Raw genomic sequence first — 14,633 nt, 5'->3', positions numbered from 1 at the left:
AATAAAAAAGGATGGCAGCTCTTGCTTAATAATACCGAGATCCCCCACTGTGTTCAGGTTAACCCCCGTGAAAATGGCTATTACCGTCAATACAAAAATGGCAATCAGCGGAGCAGGAATCGCCTTGAAGAATAAGGGAACAACATATACAATGGCTAACGTGATCCCGACAAAAACATACGTCATCCCGTTAATTCCCCAGAAATGCGGTACCTGGGCCATGAAAATTAGGATTGCCAAAGCGTTGACAAAGCCAATCATGACCGGTCTCGGAATAAACTTCATCAGCCTGGCAATCTTGAGAACTCCGAATACAAGCTGGATCACGCCTGTCAGTATCGTTGCCGCAAGCAGGTACTGAAGCCCATGCTCCTTGACTAGAGGAACCATAAGCAATGCCATGGCTCCTGTAGCTGCCGATATCATACCTGGCCGACCGCCTACAAAAGCAATGATGACCGCAATACAAAAGGACGCATAAAGGCCCACCATAGGATCAACACCGGCAATAATCGAAAATGCGATGGCTTCCGGAATCAGTGCCAATGCCACGACTATCCCTGCCAGAACATCTCCCTTCACATTAAAAAACCAGTTTTGTTTTAGTTTCTCAATCACTCTGTTTTCCACCTCTTGTTTTTTCGGCAATGCCATCTAAGGATGTCAGACCGATTTTCTACAAACAGTTTAACATCACTCTTCCCTAAATGGAACCTTTTCGATACAAAAAAATATGGTATGATAACGGCAGGTTTAAAAAGTAAGGAGAGTACAGAATGCGTATTGGATATATGAGACCTTATCAGGACGATCTGAATGTTGAAGCACAAACTCAAATGTTAACCTCTTTCGCATGTGATACCTTTGTTATTGAAGAACACGCATCAGCGAAGCGAAGAACCCATCTTAACCATATGATGAACAATTTAAATCCTGGAGATACTATCGTAGTTGCTAAATTGTTCGCCCTTGCAGATTCTACCCGTCACCTCGTGGAGCTGCTCGAACTCCTGGACAGACAGGAAGCTTATATATTCTCTATTACAGAAAATATAGACACGGGTAAACCCGAAGGATATTCATTTAGCGATATTGTAAAGCACTTGGTTGAGTTTCAAAGCGATGTAATTAGTGAAAAAACCAAAAGAGGACTCTTCGAAGCGAAGCAGAAAGGGAATGTTCCCGGCCGGCCCCGGAAAGCTGATGAAAACGTGGAGAAAGCGATCCTTATGTATCAGTCCAAAAACTATACGCTAGCTGAGATTAAAGAACAAACTGGAATCAGCAAATCGACCTTGTACCGATATTTAGAAAATTAATTGTATTCGTGATGAACACAGATAAACTCCTGCCAGATGGCAGGAGTCTTTTACGACATCTTCAACTCTATCTTTGACGTTTGGCTATCTTTTGATGAATTTATTTCAGAGTCGACCGTATTACTGAATACAATTTTTATAGGTGGAGCTATCAGGGTTGCAAGGATTATCGTTATAATAAAGGTTGTGAAGTATTCAGGGAGAAGCAATTCAGAATGCATTCCTGTGGCAGCAATGATTAACGCGACTTCACCTTTGGATACCATACCAGAACCTTTGGCAATTGAAGAACGAGCATTGAATCTGGTTGACCTTGCCCCTCCTGCACCTGTCCCGAAAAAGCTGGTAAGAACGGCAAGCAGAACAACAACAAGCACATCATCTACTACGGCTGCTCCCAATATGGTTGTAGCTTCCCTTGAATCCAGCCGGTTTATTTATACCTGCACCGTAATACTTACTGAAGTTACACTTAACAACACTCCAGGAACAACGAATGAGCTGAGGATAATCCGAACACCTCCCCTGCTCCAAATCCGCCAGCTAAAGGTAACATAATACACCCTACCGCAACCGCAAATGCCGGCTTCCAATTCTTCTTTATCTGCTCCAGATCGTTTTCAAGTCCGGCCATAAACATAAGTAGCAAAACGCCAATCTCGGCAAAGAAATGGATAAACTCCCCTTCATCTATCCAGCCTAAGTTGGCAGGCCCTAAAATAATTCCTATAATTAATGCAATCGCGCGTTTATTAAGATTAGACATATATCAATTCGGCAATAGATACATGTTCTTGTCCATTTTCGGCAATGGATATATGTTCTTGTCCTCTTACACCCGTCCAACAATGATGACACAAAGTTACCTACATAAATAACACAAAGTTACCTACATTGTTATATTACAATCAAATGTTTACTCCGGCTCTCTGCTCCATAAATGAGTAAAAAATAGACTCCTACCAGGGAAATGTAACTTCTCTGGTAGGAGTCATTAGCCTTTCGGCATTTATTGCGAACTTCTCGCCTAATGCATAGGTGAATTATGTTACCTTATGCAAAGTCAGTCAAGACAAAATCAAAGCTTACCTCCACAAATTATACTGAACAAGAAGCTTTACTAAATATAATACTCGATGAACTCCTCGCTGTACTTATGCCCTGTTTTTTTCTGAAATAGTGCTATAAAGAGTGCAGCAGCGCTCAATAACCCTATAAGCACAAAAGAGATTCTGAAAGCCGTAATATTTGATGATTTATTAGTAGCTGGCAGTAACCTGAGTGAGATTTGGTATAACATCCCACTTAGTGTAACACCCATCCCCATGCCAATCGTCCGACTCATATTTAATGTTGCACCTGCGACCCCTAGTCGCTCTTTAGGAACACTTCCCATGATATGACTGTTATTGGGTGGTGTAAAGATCCCCATCCCAACTCCAACTAACAAAAGACCTGAAAGAAGAAGCGGAATATCACTCTCTTTCTGGATGAAAGCCAGTAAAATGCATCCTGCAAAAACTGCACTCATTCCCATAATTGCTGGGAAGCGAATCCCAAATCGATCAGATATGTAACCGGAAATAGGTGTGAAAACAGTCATGCCGATCGGAACAAATGACAAGTAGAATCCGGTCATCGTAATGGTCGTGTGAAATTCGCTTTCGATTAAAAACGGACTAAGCAGCAACACACCATACATCGCCGTAAAAGAAAGAAAGCTTGCAACATTACCAGTTAAAAAGATACTATTCTTAAACAAATTCAAATCAAGTAATGGAGAATTAGAACGGCGCTCTTCTCTGATAAACGAAGTTAGTGCAAGTAAACCTGCGAACAAACATAATGTAATAATTGGTGATGTCCATCCTGCGCTCTCTCCCTTGTTCAACACATATACGATCATGACTAGAGCAGAGACAAGAAATAAGACTCCCCAATAATCGAATGGTTCTCGATTCCTGGCTTGTGTGTCTTTCGGAAGTAAAAGTACAGCAAGGATTGTTCCTAGGATACCTATTGGAATATTGACAAAGAACAGCAAGCGCCAATCGCCTATCGAAAGTAAAGCTCCACCAATTACTGGACCCAGGCTAAGTCCAATCCCTTGTGCACTTGCCTGAATGCCAATAGCCTTTCCACGATGCTTAAGTGGGGTAGAAGCGGTAATAATGGAGACACTATTGGCTTGTAACATAGCTGCTCCAATTGCTTGCAACACCCTTGAAAGTAACAGCATAGTTAAACTAGTCGATATTCCACATAATAAGGAACTGAACAAAAAAACACTAAAGCCAGCTGCATACATCCAGCGGCGGCCAAACATATCCGCTAGTCTCCCAAATGGAATAACAAGCGACGCTAGAGTTAGCAAATAAACCAGACTAATCCATTCCGCATCAGACATGCTTATACCAAATTGCCTAACCAGAGTGGGTAGCGCAAGATTGATGATACTTGCATCAAGAGCGGCCATAAAGGCACCTATACATACCGTAAAGACAACCAGCCAATGGTAGCCCTTCCGGTTGGTAAGACTTTCAGAAGGACTATATGTAAATAATTTCATTGAATGCATTTGTTATTATTTCCCCTTTGAGTGTTAATCAAATATGAGAATAGATCTAAGATTAATCATACGATGCTACACATGTTCATTATCAGCTTTCAATACTTTATTGTGAGGTTTTTTTGTAGTATGGGATCTGTATATTTAATAACAACAGATTTCGACATTCTCCGGATTGTTATAAAAGAGACGGAAGCCAAAATTATGATTATGGCTAAAAGCTGAGAAATTCGAATATTCCCACCCTCCATTGCTCCCCACCCGAACGAGGACATAGGGCTCCATATTGTTTTCAATGCAATGGCTAGCCAGTTTGGCCCATGGAAGACTAAACTATCTGTACGAACTCCTTCTATAAAGAAGCGGCCGATTGAATACCAGATTAAATAACCCATGAATACTTCTCCGGCACGCACATAAGGAATTCTTCGAAGTATCAATAATAAAATCAATCCTGCGAAACTCCAAACCGATTCATATAAAAAAGTGGGATGGAAATAAGCATTCCCAATATGCATTTGGTTTACAATCCATTCGGGAAGATGTAGCTTACCCTGCAGAAATTCCTTGGATACAGTCCCCCCATGAGCCTCCTGATTGATAAAGTTCCCCCATCGTCCAATCATTTGACCAACAATCAAACCTGGAGCACAAATATCAACAACGCGCAAAAATCCATATCCTTTCCGACGGGAGTAGAACCAGCCTGCAAGTAAGGCGCCAATCAATGCCCCATAGATTGCAATTCCTCCATGCCATATCTTGATGATCTCAAGTGGATTGTTTTTGTAATCGTCCCATTGAAAAGCCACGAAATAGATACGGGCACCCACCAATGCAGAGGGAAGTCCTATCAATACCAAATCCATGAAAAAATCAGAATGTACTCTAAAACGTTTGCCTTCACGGATGGCAATTAGAAGTCCGAGTAAAGCTCCTATCCCGATAATGATTCCATACCACCGAACGGTCAAGGCTCCAAGCGAAAATGCGATGGGGCTAATGATGATGTACATAAATTTCCTCCCTATTCACTGATGTGATCGATTTCAAATGCAATCTGTTCCTGCAAATAGTGCAGTGTCTCCTTTAATTCAATAATCTGTTCATCGGACAATCCTCTGCTTACCTTCCTGTTCACATGGTCAGGGATTGGCTGAACTTGACGGATAAGCTCTTTTCCTATTTCAGTAAGAAAAATCCGATATGAACGACGGTCCACCGGATTCACCTCTTTGGTTACGACTCCGCGCTCAACCAGACTTTCGATGATTCGGGTAATGGTCGTTTTATCTTTGTCTGCCATGTAGGATAGATCTTTTTGGGCTAGACCATCATGTTCCTGAAGATGTTTCAGTACATTCCATTGCTCAGGTGTGATATTGTACGGTTTTAAACAAAGCGCCATAAGATATTGATAATTTCGATTCACCCGGTAAAAAATAACTGCTAATTTCTCTGATGGATGTTTTGACACCAAGGCCAGCTCCTTACAATAACTATGATTATGCTCTAAGTAACCCAATAAAACGGTTCCCCACCCCTCAATTATAATGTTTTAAAACTGGTTGGCAAGCTTACTATTTTATCGCTTGTTTTTTGTGTTTGTTGTTTTTTAAAAAATCACCTACTCTTGAGTTAAGCGATGAGATTGCTACTCCCACTTTGATCTGCCGTAAATACTGCTAGACTCCCTTTTGTTCCTGCTCTTCTGTTCCCATTTTTATTGGTTTCGTTGAAGCAGGTATTCCACTCGGCGTTACCTTCTCATTTTTGATTACCTCACCAATCGTTAACGAAGCTGCTTTTGCTGTTCTGATCGCTTCTTTCGGCTGGAAGATTGGATTACTTTATGTATTACTTGGTATATTGGTCGGGGTTGTGGGCGGTATTGTGGTTGGAGCACTTCATATGGAGAAACAGGTGGAAGAATACGTATACCAATCAGCAGCAACGAATGAAATTGAAATATATCAGCCAACGCTGAAAGAACGTCTGATCTACTCTTAGGAGGGTGTTACGGATATTATCAGACGGGTATGGATCTACTTGCTTGTCGGGATTGGAGTGGGCGCATTTATTCATGGTTGGGCTCCCTCGGAAATGCTTGCTAAATATGCTGGACCGGGCAATCCGTTTGCGGTCGTCATCGCCGTTATACTTGGAATTCCTTTATATTCAAATGCTCTGGGTACTATCCCGATTGCAGAAGCATTAATTAACAAAGGCGTTGGTATGGGAACTGCACTGGCATTTATGATGGCTGTCACGGCTTTATCTTTGCCTGAAATGATATTGCTGCGTAAAGTCATTAAACCCAAATTAATTGGAGCATTTGTTCTTGTTATGTCTTCAATTTTATCATATAAACCCAGGGAGGAATTAGAATGGAAATCAAGATCTTAGGAAGCGGATGTTCAAATTGTAAGAAGTTAGAGGAACGTGCCCGTGACGCTGTTAAGCAACTGAAAAAGGAAGCCACATTTGTGAAAGTACAGGATTACAAAGAAATTGTATCCTATGGTGTTATGAAAACCCCCGCTTTAGTGATTGATAATCAAGTGAAGGTCATGGGTAGATTACCGTCTGTGGAAGAACTGAAAAAGCTTTTGGCTATAAAAGCATAAACTATCACATTATTCGATAACCTTCCCGTAATTGAGATTGCTTTTTGTAATGTACGCATAAAAAAATCCAACTCCAGTATAATTTAGGGTTGGATTTATTAGTTTCCTGTAGAGCATTCAACCCCCAGGCTTCCGAGGATAATCATTGTAATATTGTATAGTATTTATATCTCAATATCATGATGTTTTAATGTAAGATTAAACCAATAAGGAAGTGAACTCTGTGGAAGAACACTATATTAGAAAAGCGGAATGGCTTAAAATTATCGCGCATCCTGTTCGCCTTTGTATTATTCAAGGGTTGATCGAGAAAAATAGCTGTAATGTGACCGAAATACAAAACTGCTTGGAGCTTCCTCAATCCACCCTGTCCATGCACTTACAGAAGCTGCGTGGTGCCGGTATCATTGAAGGGTCCAGAAAAGGACTAGAAGTTATCTACCAAATCAAGGATCCGCAGGCTGCGGAGCTGATTAAAGTTTTATTTCCGCAAATACAGTTCATGGAAGTGGTTGAATAAAAATTACTCATCACCACTAACCTCTTATTTCCTTTAAGTTAATTTATGTTGGAGACTGCCCGAGCCGCCAGCATGCAGTAGCAGTACGAGAACCCAGAGCAATACAAGCGAACGATGGACTGAACTCCACTTGTTACGAAATGATAAAGAAACCGTACCCGACGATCATTAGCAAAATGACGAAACCCGCGAGACCGGTGTAAATACTGTTATCCTCCTGTTTGGTAATCGAAAAAAGATGCCGTGAGCTACAATAACTATTAGGGTCATCCATCCAAGCAGTATGTGCACTGCATACAATTACCGCCAATTTTCGAGCAGCTTACATGTGGGCAAGCAGCCGTTCAGCACATCCAAATAAAACAATCCTAGTACCGACTGGTACTGGACAGTAGTTAATATGAAATCCACTCCATTCAATCAGAGCTTTATAACAAAATAGAAATTATATTACTGACTTTTATCTACACATGAGATAAGGCGCTTCTCGATATCGGACGCGATAGACATTAACTTGTCATTTTCTATTAGCCCGATAAGACTTGTTGGTTTCGGCAACCCGATCTTGGTAGTACCGTTTTCTTCATACACCACAAGCTTGCATGGAAGAAAATAACCAACTAGAGCATTTTCGGACAACACGCGCTTCGCTTCAACCGGATTACAAACCTCCAGGATATGATAGGTCATCTCAAGTTCGACCCCTTTTTCCTGAAGTTTCTCCTTCATATCCATTTGCCAAAGAACGCCGAACTTCTCTGCTTTCAGGTTTTCTGTAAGCGCTAAGATTGCTTGTTCAGGTGTTTTGGTGGTTTCAACAGTATAATGGAACATGATACTTCATCCTCCTGTTGTCATTTTTATACGATCAGAACATAGTGAGGTCCTAAACGGATGAATCCCTTATCAGCGTTTCAGTTTACCGCTCCAGGCGCTCAAGCCACCTTGCAGATGAACAAGGCCTGTATAGCCGTTTTTCAGTAGAATTCTTGCCGCATTCTTGCTTCTTATCCCACTACGGCAGTATAGAAAAACATCTTTTTCCTTAGGGATTTCCCCTAAGCGACCCGACAGTTGGGATAATGGGATGTTCTTCGCCCCGCTGATATATCCAGTCTTATACTCTCCCGGCTCCCGTACATCTATGAGCATCCGTTTCTCAGTGCTCTCCAGCACATTTTGGAAATCGTTAGTGCCCAGTGCCTTTAATCCTTTGGCCGGTCTTACACGGGAATAGACAAACCAGAGCAACAATATAATCACTGCTATATTAATGATTGAACCTGTGTTCACAATGCCTTCCTCCTTTTGAGGGTGTTTTTTGAAAGCATGCTTGTGTAGACAAAACATCACCTTGTATTGCATATAGACTACGGAATCCATGCTTACGGAGGATTCTTGCTGCTTTGTTGTTTTGGTACCAATTGTTGGACAGAATTAGTACATTATCATCAGGAAATAGATCTTGTTGCCATACATAAAGAAGACGCCCTAAAGATATATTTATCGACCCGGAAATATGTCCTTCCAAATAATCCGAAGCATCCCTGACATCGAGCATTTTCAAATTTAAACTTTCCTTAGCTTGGACCCAGTGGTGAACATTTATATAGGAAAGTGAACGAACGGGCCACAACTGGCGCAATAACCATAAGATCACTGCTCCAGTCAAAAAGTACAAAAGTGTTATCATGTTGTCCTGTCCTTTCAATAGCGCTGCAGCTGCTGATTATGCCTCCAGTTACTGCAGTACTGTCCTGTAAGGCTTTATTCACAAACCAATACATCCGTCCAGGCATTAAGCCCACCGGTCATATTCACGACATTATATCCTTTTTCATTTAGCAGTTCGCAAGCCAGACCGCTCCGGCTTCCGCTTCGACAGATGACAATGGTTTCTTGTGCAGGATCCAGCTCCTGTTGCCGTTCCAAAAGCTGTCCAAGCGGAATATGCTTGGCAGCGGCGATGTGTCCCTCTGCCCATTCTCCTAGTTCGCGAACATCCAGCATAATAAGGGACTCCCCTTTCTTGAGCTGCGCTGCTACCTTCTGGGGTGTGATTTCTTTTGAAATTTTGAATGCCATGTTAATCTCTCCTTTATTCTTTTTATTATTAACTCAACTTTCGCAGCTCAAATCTCCAAACAAACCCTTGATATAGCTGGGTAAACCGGAGATCCATTCCTGTAGTTGACAAAAAATAGCTGTTGTATTCTTCTTGGTTTTCGCCTGGGACATTTCGAGAAATAAACTCATAAGCTGCTGAAGCGCGGTCTGGTAGTCCAAGTCGCGGACTTCGTCGGTAAAGAGAAAGAAGAGTCCTCCAAGTGTCCGGTCGTCACTTGATTGACGCCGTTCGTATTCCATCGCTAAATATCGGCTAAATACAATCGTCGTATGGCTAATCAGCCCGTCAAACGAACGGCCCTGAAATTCAGTGCCCAATTTCAAATAACTTTTGGTGACTTTGAAAAAGGTCTCTATACTCCAGCGCATGCCGTAAATCCGTACGATTTCAGCTGCATCCAGCGTCACATCGGTACTTAAAATAGCCAACCACTCCCGTTTTTTATTCCGGTTGCGGACAAACACAAGCTTCACCTGCAGACCGCAGGCGGTATGCACGATGAGCGAGCCTTTAATGTCTTTGGCATTCGATGCGGGCAGGCTTTGAAAGACCTCGCGGAGTGTCATTCGCTTACCGTGAACTAGGTAGCGTTGTTTCATTTCCTTTACCATACCAATCACAGGAAGCCCTTTAGCGGCAAGCTCACGAAGGAGTGGAGCTTGCGTAAACCAGCTGTCCATAAGCACGTAGTCGGCGGTGAATCCTGCACGTAAAGCCCGTTCTAGCAAGGCTACGACAGCATCCGGCTTCCGGGAAAAGGCCTCCAACCGGCGCTTGTAGCCGTGACTTCGTTTGGACAGATTCGAAGCCATTTCACACAACCGATTGGTGATTTTGGCAGAAGAGAGCATGACAAAATCAAGCGGAGCAAAGCTAAAACCGTCCGACCAACCTAGGGTTAGCATCGTGTAGCCTTTGGTGAATTTGCCGGTGGAATGGTCAAAAACCCGTGCTAACAACTCTGCTTTTTTGCTCCGGTTTCGACTCAAAACGGAATCGTCGATAATGAACACACGTACGCGCTGAGTAGAAATGAGCGATTCGAAATGGCGCACGTTCCGAAGACTTAAGGCTTGTAAAAAGCGACGCCACGCAAAAGAAGCTTGATTCAAAAACCGATAAATAACATCTTTGCCGGGAAGATCTGCAGCACGGTCACTTTCCAGAAGGCGAAACCAATTCTTCCCTTCGAAGACCAGGGAGAACACGATTTGAAAAATTGCTAGGCTCGAAAGACCGAACGATTTGGAAATACCTGCTTGTCGTAAGGTTTTCCCGATTTGAAGATTGGCAAAAAGTTTGGAAAAGCGAGACTGTTCAGACAGGGAATGTTGTTGTAACATAGGGTTGCGCACCTTTCTTGTTGGCATGTGAGCTCGACACTTCCATGATACCAAACAAGCGAGGTGTTTTTTGTCAACTTGGCTAAATATAGCGAATTCTTCTTACAGCCTCAAGGGTTTAAGCCGATTTTCTAGCTGCGAAAGTTGAGTTATTAATGTTAAAGCTATCCGTTAATGACTTTTGACTAAAAGCGCGATGGCTTCCTTGACCATTTTCTCGGTATTTTGGTTACCCTCAGCTTGTTTAGCTAAAATACATTGATGCAGATTCTCCGCGACGATTTGGGCAATAGCTTTATCGGATGCATTGCGTACGGCAGACAATTGAGCGACAACTTCTTTGCACGACTTTCCTTCTTCCATCATTCGCAGCACACCCCGAACCTGGCCCTCGATTCTGCGTAAACGTGATTTCATTTCATTCAGATAATTGTAATCCATTATTAAGATCACCCTTCTAATTTGATACTTATACCCCTATAGGTATTATAACGCGAAAAATCATTAAAACAACACTCTTTAAGGAAATTCACTGAATACTATAAAATGGAAGACCATACCTTTACTGCCGTGAGGGCAATTAAGACAACTAATCCGTACCGCAGCACATTAACGTTAATATTGGAGCTTATCCTGGATCCAAGTGGTGCACCCAGCAGACTCCCGATTACTGTATAGATTGTAGGTTCCAGAGGAATACCCCCAGCCGAGATTTTACCGATTAACCCACCGATTGCTGATATAAAGACGATAGCAAGCGAGGAGGCTATGGTTGTACGAGTGAGTATTTTGAGAACAGTAAGCATAATAGGAATAAGAATAAATGCGCCGCCTGCTCCTACGATTCCTGAAACGATCCCTACTAATATAGCCGCGCCTATTGCAATGACTTTATTGAATGTTAGATGATCCGACTGTTCTTCGAGACTGACTTCATATAACCCACCGTCTTTTCATTAGGATTTGCTTTTAATTTATGGAAAAAAAGATCGGTTATGACGGAAAATGCAATGGACTGCATAAGAAAAGGCCAATCAGTCTTAAACTGATTAGCCTCTCGTTGATATTGTTTAGTGCCCTGCATATTTCGTAATAGCTGCCGTAAACCGTTCTAGCGGTTGTACCCCGACGAAGGTTTCAACTTCGGTTCCGTTATGAAACAGCTTTAAGGTCGGGATCCCCTGGATTCTATACTTCGTTGCTCCAACCGGATTCTCATCCACGTTCAGCTTCGCAATAATGGCTTGATCTCCAACCTTTTCGGCTAAATTCTCCAATATGGGTGCAATCATTCGGCACGGTCCACACCAAGGTGCCCAAAAATCAACTAGAACCAGATTGTTATTCTGAATAACCTGTTCCATTGTACCGTCAGTCACTTTCATTGTTGCCATGCGGTTCTCCTCCTTTATTTTAAACATATACCCCTATAGGTATATATTATGATCACCGGAGCTCTTTGTCAATTGCCAATTTTAACTTCATAGTGTGCGGATAAACTGAAGATTTACTTTCTGGATTCCGAAGTGTACTAAAGTGTATAACACCGCTAGTTGCATTTTCTCGACTGCCATCGATGAACCAGAGCTGTGCACTTGAATTTTTATAGTTGCCTTGTGATCTGCGAAGTCAATTTCCAGTAACTCTGATTTTGGAGGAAAAGGATTCTCTAGTCCCTCCTTCTTTGCGGCCAGCAATTGACGTATCGCTGTAATTCTTGGTGCAACCACTGCCGTCTTATTGGTATATGTCATTTCGACCGGAACAGGTTTGTTTCCTTTAAACAGATAAACCGTATATCTTTCCTGCCTTACTAGCGCGTTCGGTATATTATGTGTTGCAGTTAACTCTCCCTAATCAATACGTTGAATGAAATCGATGATTTTTTGCGTCTCTTTAAAGCCTTCCACCCGATAACACTCCCTCTCCTGTTCATCCAAGAAAACAAGAGTCGGATTATGAGTGACACCATATTGATTCGTGATTTCTTCCTGGACATCAGCATACACCAGCTTATATTCCATCCTCTCCATCTGGTTTACGACCTCTTGAACCACCGTCTTCATAGATCTCCCCATTGGGCAAGCCGTCACAGTGTACAGGAGTAAATTACGATCAGACTGTCTCATCCTGATTTCACTTCCTTCTAAAAAGCATCAACCGTCTTTTGCATGATCTCGTAATTGATAGCTCCACGGAATACTTCACGAATAACGCCTTGTTCATCGAGGACATAGGTGGTGGGATAGGCTATCACCATATAGTCTGTCATAAGAGTCCCTTCTTCATCCATAACGATGGGGAAGGTTAATCCAAACTCTTCGATAAACGGTTTAACGTCTTTGGGGCTATCTTCGGTGGCTGTCAAATTAACTCCTAAAATGACGGTGTCTTTCTGGTAGTCTTCATAAAACTGTTGCATATGCGGCATCTCTGCACGGCACGGCGGACACCATGTAGCCCAGAAGTTAATCAGGACCTTTTTCCCGCGGTAATCTGCCAATTGAATCGGATTCCCGTTTAAGTCGTTTAATGTAAAATTCGGTGCCCGTTGTCCTTTTTCAATTCCAATAGGTTGATTTTCGTTCGAAGCCGACGTTTGCTCCTTTTTTGATTCTTTCGTAGTCCCGGTTACGTAGTCATAAACCCCATAACCAACAAGTCCAATTAGAACAAGGAGTGCCAACCAGTTTTTCTTCATCCACTTATCCCCTCTTTATAGTGTAATATCGAATAGTGTGTATTTGGCGAGCCATGCGCTGATCTTCTGAAGTTGACCCGTAAATAGCAGCAAGCCAAGCCCCAGGAATATTAAGCCGTTGATTTTGGAAAGCACAGGAACATACTTATTCATTTTCTTCATAATGCCGGTTGAATAAGTCAGCACCCATGAGATAATAAGGAACGGGATGCCAAGTCCTAAAGAATAAATAGCCAGCATCCATATCCCTATTCCGAGCGTTTCCGACGAACCGGCCATCAGAAGTATGGAAGACAAAGCGAGTCCAACGCAGGGGGTCCAGCCGGAACCAAAGGCTAGTCCCGTTAGGAAGGATCGCACCATGCCGCCATTCGATCGAATCTTTCCTGTATCCCAGGACTTATTCGACATAAACCAACGAAGCTGCAGCCATCCGATCATCTGCATCCCGAACAAGATGATTAGAAGCCCGCTCACCTTTTGTATCAGTTCCCTCTGTTCCGCAAAAATCCGACCAACCATACTCGCCGACGCTCCCATCGCGATAAAGACAACACTGAAACCGATGATGAAACTGATGGAGCGAACCAACAAAAGCTTTCGGTTAACCTCCATTTTGTTATTCTGAATAGATGACCCGGTGATATGGGAGATATAAGCTGGAATGAGTGGAAACACGCAGGGCGAGAGAAAGGATAAGGCTCCTGCTGCGAGAGCGATAAACATCGTCAACAGATCCACTTAGAGGTCCCTCCTTTTCAATAACGATAAAATAAGATATAGCCCTCCTGCAGCGGCAATCCCTGCGATTTGGAGGAAGTCGAAGGACAGGAATACGGATACTCTGTTGGAATTCAGGAATCCAATCGCTACTAAACCGATACACAGCCATAACCCTCTCTCTACTAATCCCGTCCAAAGAATCTGTCCTTCAGCTAATAGGAAGGAGAGCACGATCAAGATGGACAAGGCAGAAGTGGCCAGGAGTGTCAGTTTTTGCTCCGGTACAAACCATGACAATCCAAGATCGTAAACCGTTAACCCGCCCAACAGATAAATCGTAGCTGCTTCTGCAACCATAAGAAAAGACATTTTCCTCTTGATCAGGTGATAAAAAAGATATCCTATAACGGATAAAGACGCAGCCCACCGTCCCTTGACTCCACCGTCAAAATAAACTAACGATAAAGGTTGCTGGATCACCGACGCTGGCTCCCATAATAGGAGACTTCCTTTCCAAACCAACAACCAGATCAGGAACGCTTGAAAAGAAATGGCCCCCAGTTCATATTTCCATTTCATTTTTCGCTCATAACTCCGCAGAGCAGCCCATCCTGCCATACCAAAAGCGAAAAACAGCAATATTTGCCCATTCAATACGAATGATCCAACCTGAATCGTATACAAAGTGTCCCCTCCTCGCTTT

General features: G+C 42.7%; 20 protein-coding genes and 3 pseudogenes. 4 read left to right on the top strand and 19 right to left on the bottom strand.

Annotation, left to right across the window (positions count from 1 at the left end):
• Positions 1–618, bottom strand: a 618-nt coding sequence (locus M2444_RS24630; protein ID WP_280788246.1) for a SulP family inorganic anion transporter, incomplete at its 3' end; no start/stop codon positions are given.
• Between the two features lie 158 nt (positions 619–776).
• On the opposite strand from M2444_RS24630, the gene M2444_RS24625 reads away from it, so the two are divergent.
• Positions 777–1,319 (top strand): recombinase family protein, encoded by a 543-nt coding sequence (locus tag M2444_RS24625; RefSeq protein WP_038696207.1) that lies wholly within the window; start codon positions 777–779, stop codon positions 1,317–1,319.
• A gap of 326 nt (positions 1,320–1,645) precedes the next feature.
• On the opposite strand, the pseudogene M2444_RS33645 reads toward M2444_RS24625, so the two are convergent.
• The 4 genes and pseudogenes from M2444_RS33645 to M2444_RS24605 all read right to left on the bottom strand — a co-directional run.
• A pseudogene (locus M2444_RS33645) lies at positions 1,646–2,055 on the bottom strand (cation:proton antiporter domain-containing protein); the annotation flags it as partial.
• 384 nt (positions 2,056–2,439) lie between these two features.
• Entirely contained in the window at positions 2,440–3,897 is a 1,458-nt protein-coding gene (locus M2444_RS24615) for an MFS transporter (RefSeq protein ID WP_052098486.1), read from the bottom strand.
• A gap of 89 nt (positions 3,898–3,986) precedes the next feature.
• Positions 3,987–4,904, bottom strand: a complete 918-nt coding sequence (gene lgt, locus M2444_RS24610; protein WP_179944899.1) for a prolipoprotein diacylglyceryl transferase — start codon at positions 4,902–4,904, stop codon at positions 3,987–3,989.
• An 11-nt stretch (positions 4,905–4,915) separates the two neighbouring features.
• On the bottom strand, positions 4,916–5,365 hold the full coding sequence (locus M2444_RS24605) for a MarR family winged helix-turn-helix transcriptional regulator (protein WP_052098485.1): 450 nt from the start codon (positions 5,363–5,365) through the stop codon (positions 4,916–4,918).
• Between the two features lie 224 nt (positions 5,366–5,589).
• Here M2444_RS24605 and M2444_RS24600 point away from each other — a divergent pair.
• The 3 genes and pseudogenes from M2444_RS24600 to M2444_RS24590 form a co-directional block, all read left to right on the top strand.
• A pseudogene (locus M2444_RS24600) lies at positions 5,590–6,294 on the top strand (permease); the annotation flags it as partial.
• Complete coding sequence (locus M2444_RS24595; protein ID WP_038696201.1) at positions 6,276–6,515, top strand: thioredoxin family protein; 240 nt, start codon at positions 6,276–6,278, stop codon at positions 6,513–6,515. The pseudogene M2444_RS24600 and the gene M2444_RS24595, both read left to right, overlap by 19 nt.
• 223 nt (positions 6,516–6,738) lie before the next feature.
• Positions 6,739–7,035 (top strand): ArsR/SmtB family transcription factor, encoded by a 297-nt coding sequence (locus M2444_RS24590; protein ID WP_156995875.1) that lies wholly within the window; start codon positions 6,739–6,741, stop codon positions 7,033–7,035.
• Between the two features lie 450 nt (positions 7,036–7,485).
• On the opposite strand, the gene M2444_RS24585 is transcribed toward M2444_RS24590, so the two are convergent.
• From M2444_RS24585 to M2444_RS24525, 14 genes and pseudogenes are all read right to left on the bottom strand, one after another.
• The gene (locus M2444_RS24585) at positions 7,486–7,869 is read right to left on the bottom strand and encodes a DUF302 domain-containing protein (protein WP_038696197.1); all 384 of its coding nucleotides are present in this window, start codon (positions 7,867–7,869) and stop codon (positions 7,486–7,488) included.
• Positions 7,870–7,941: 72 nt separating this feature from the next.
• A complete protein-coding gene (locus tag M2444_RS24580; protein WP_038700931.1) occupies positions 7,942–8,328 on the bottom strand; it encodes a rhodanese-like domain-containing protein in 387 nt (128 codons plus the stop codon).
• Complete coding sequence (locus M2444_RS33640; RefSeq protein WP_481857530.1) at positions 8,306–8,695, bottom strand: rhodanese-like domain-containing protein; 390 nt, start codon at positions 8,693–8,695, stop codon at positions 8,306–8,308. Before M2444_RS33640 ends, M2444_RS24580 begins: the two co-directional genes overlap by 23 nt.
• Entirely contained in the window at positions 8,616–8,810 is a 195-nt protein-coding gene (locus M2444_RS24575; protein ID WP_280788245.1) for a hypothetical protein, read from the bottom strand. Before M2444_RS24575 ends, M2444_RS33640 begins: the two co-directional genes overlap by 80 nt.
• Positions 8,803–9,120, bottom strand: coding sequence for a rhodanese-like domain-containing protein (locus M2444_RS24570; RefSeq protein WP_038696195.1), 318 nt, complete (start codon positions 9,118–9,120; stop codon positions 8,803–8,805). Before M2444_RS24570 ends, M2444_RS24575 begins: the two co-directional genes overlap by 8 nt.
• 33 nt (positions 9,121–9,153) lie before the next feature.
• Positions 9,154–10,506: an IS4 family transposase gene (locus M2444_RS24565; protein ID WP_038696193.1), complete on the bottom strand. Its 1,353-nt coding sequence runs from the start codon at positions 10,504–10,506 to the stop codon at positions 9,154–9,156.
• A 171-nt stretch (positions 10,507–10,677) separates the two neighbouring features.
• Positions 10,678–10,947, bottom strand: a complete 270-nt coding sequence (locus M2444_RS24560) for a metal-sensitive transcriptional regulator (RefSeq protein WP_038696191.1) — start codon at positions 10,945–10,947, stop codon at positions 10,678–10,680.
• Positions 10,948–11,045: 98 nt separating this feature from the next.
• A pseudogene (locus M2444_RS24555) lies at positions 11,046–11,411 on the bottom strand (sulfite exporter TauE/SafE family protein); the annotation flags it as partial.
• Between the two features lie 165 nt (positions 11,412–11,576).
• Positions 11,577–11,900 (bottom strand): thioredoxin, encoded by a 324-nt coding sequence (gene trxA / locus M2444_RS24550; RefSeq protein WP_038696189.1) that lies wholly within the window; start codon positions 11,898–11,900, stop codon positions 11,577–11,579.
• Positions 11,901–11,987: 87 nt separating this feature from the next.
• Positions 11,988–12,260, bottom strand: coding sequence for a GerMN domain-containing protein (locus tag M2444_RS24545; protein ID WP_038696187.1), 273 nt, complete (start codon positions 12,258–12,260; stop codon positions 11,988–11,990).
• A 99-nt stretch (positions 12,261–12,359) separates the two neighbouring features.
• A complete protein-coding gene (locus M2444_RS24540; protein ID WP_038696185.1) occupies positions 12,360–12,635 on the bottom strand; it encodes a thioredoxin domain-containing protein in 276 nt (91 codons plus the stop codon).
• Positions 12,636–12,652: 17 nt separating this feature from the next.
• Complete coding sequence (locus M2444_RS24535) at positions 12,653–13,207, bottom strand: TlpA family protein disulfide reductase (RefSeq protein ID WP_038696183.1); 555 nt, start codon at positions 13,205–13,207, stop codon at positions 12,653–12,655.
• Positions 13,208–13,222: 15 nt separating this feature from the next.
• Entirely contained in the window at positions 13,223–13,948 is a 726-nt protein-coding gene (locus tag M2444_RS24530; protein ID WP_082451809.1) for a cytochrome c biogenesis CcdA family protein, read from the bottom strand.
• On the bottom strand, positions 13,949–14,614 hold the full coding sequence (locus M2444_RS24525) for a hypothetical protein (RefSeq protein WP_038696181.1): 666 nt from the start codon (positions 14,612–14,614) through the stop codon (positions 13,949–13,951).
• Between the last annotated feature and the right edge of the window lie 19 nt (positions 14,615–14,633).

The organism is Paenibacillus sp. PastF-3 (assembly GCF_029893135.1).
Lineage (GTDB): Bacteria > Bacillota > Bacilli > Paenibacillales > Paenibacillaceae > Paenibacillus_AQ > Paenibacillus_AQ nitricinens.
This window is presented reverse-complemented; position numbering and strand designations above follow the sequence as displayed.

Excerpts from the sequence above, each read along its gene's own strand:
- M2444_RS24595 (WP_038696201.1), top strand. The coding sequence starts at position 6,276 with ATGGAAATCAAGATCTTAGGAAGCGGATGTTCAAATTGTAAGAAGTTA.
- lgt (WP_179944899.1), bottom strand. The coding sequence starts at position 4,904 with ATGTACATCATCATTAGCCCCATCGCATTTTCGCTTGGAGCCTTGACC.
- trxA (WP_038696189.1), bottom strand. The coding sequence starts at position 11,900 with ATGGCAACAATGAAAGTGACTGACGGTACAATGGAACAGGTTATTCAG.
- M2444_RS24585 (WP_038696197.1), bottom strand. The coding sequence starts at position 7,869 with ATGTTCCATTATACTGTTGAAACCACCAAAACACCTGAACAAGCAATC.
- M2444_RS24565 (WP_038696193.1), bottom strand. The coding sequence starts at position 10,506 with ATGTTACAACAACATTCCCTGTCTGAACAGTCTCGCTTTTCCAAACTT.
- M2444_RS24615 (WP_052098486.1), bottom strand. The coding sequence starts at position 3,897 with ATGCATTCAATGAAATTATTTACATATAGTCCTTCTGAAAGTCTTACC.
- M2444_RS24560 (WP_038696191.1), bottom strand. The coding sequence starts at position 10,947 with ATGGATTACAATTATCTGAATGAAATGAAATCACGTTTACGCAGAATC.
- M2444_RS24625 (WP_038696207.1), top strand. The coding sequence starts at position 777 with ATGCGTATTGGATATATGAGACCTTATCAGGACGATCTGAATGTTGAA.
- M2444_RS24545 (WP_038696187.1), bottom strand. The coding sequence starts at position 12,260 with ATGACATATACCAATAAGACGGCAGTGGTTGCACCAAGAATTACAGCG.
- M2444_RS24570 (WP_038696195.1), bottom strand. The coding sequence starts at position 9,120 with ATGGCATTCAAAATTTCAAAAGAAATCACACCCCAGAAGGTAGCAGCG.
- M2444_RS24540 (WP_038696185.1), bottom strand. The coding sequence starts at position 12,635 with ATGAGACAGTCTGATCGTAATTTACTCCTGTACACTGTGACGGCTTGC.
- M2444_RS24535 (WP_038696183.1), bottom strand. The coding sequence starts at position 13,207 with ATGAAGAAAAACTGGTTGGCACTCCTTGTTCTAATTGGACTTGTTGGT.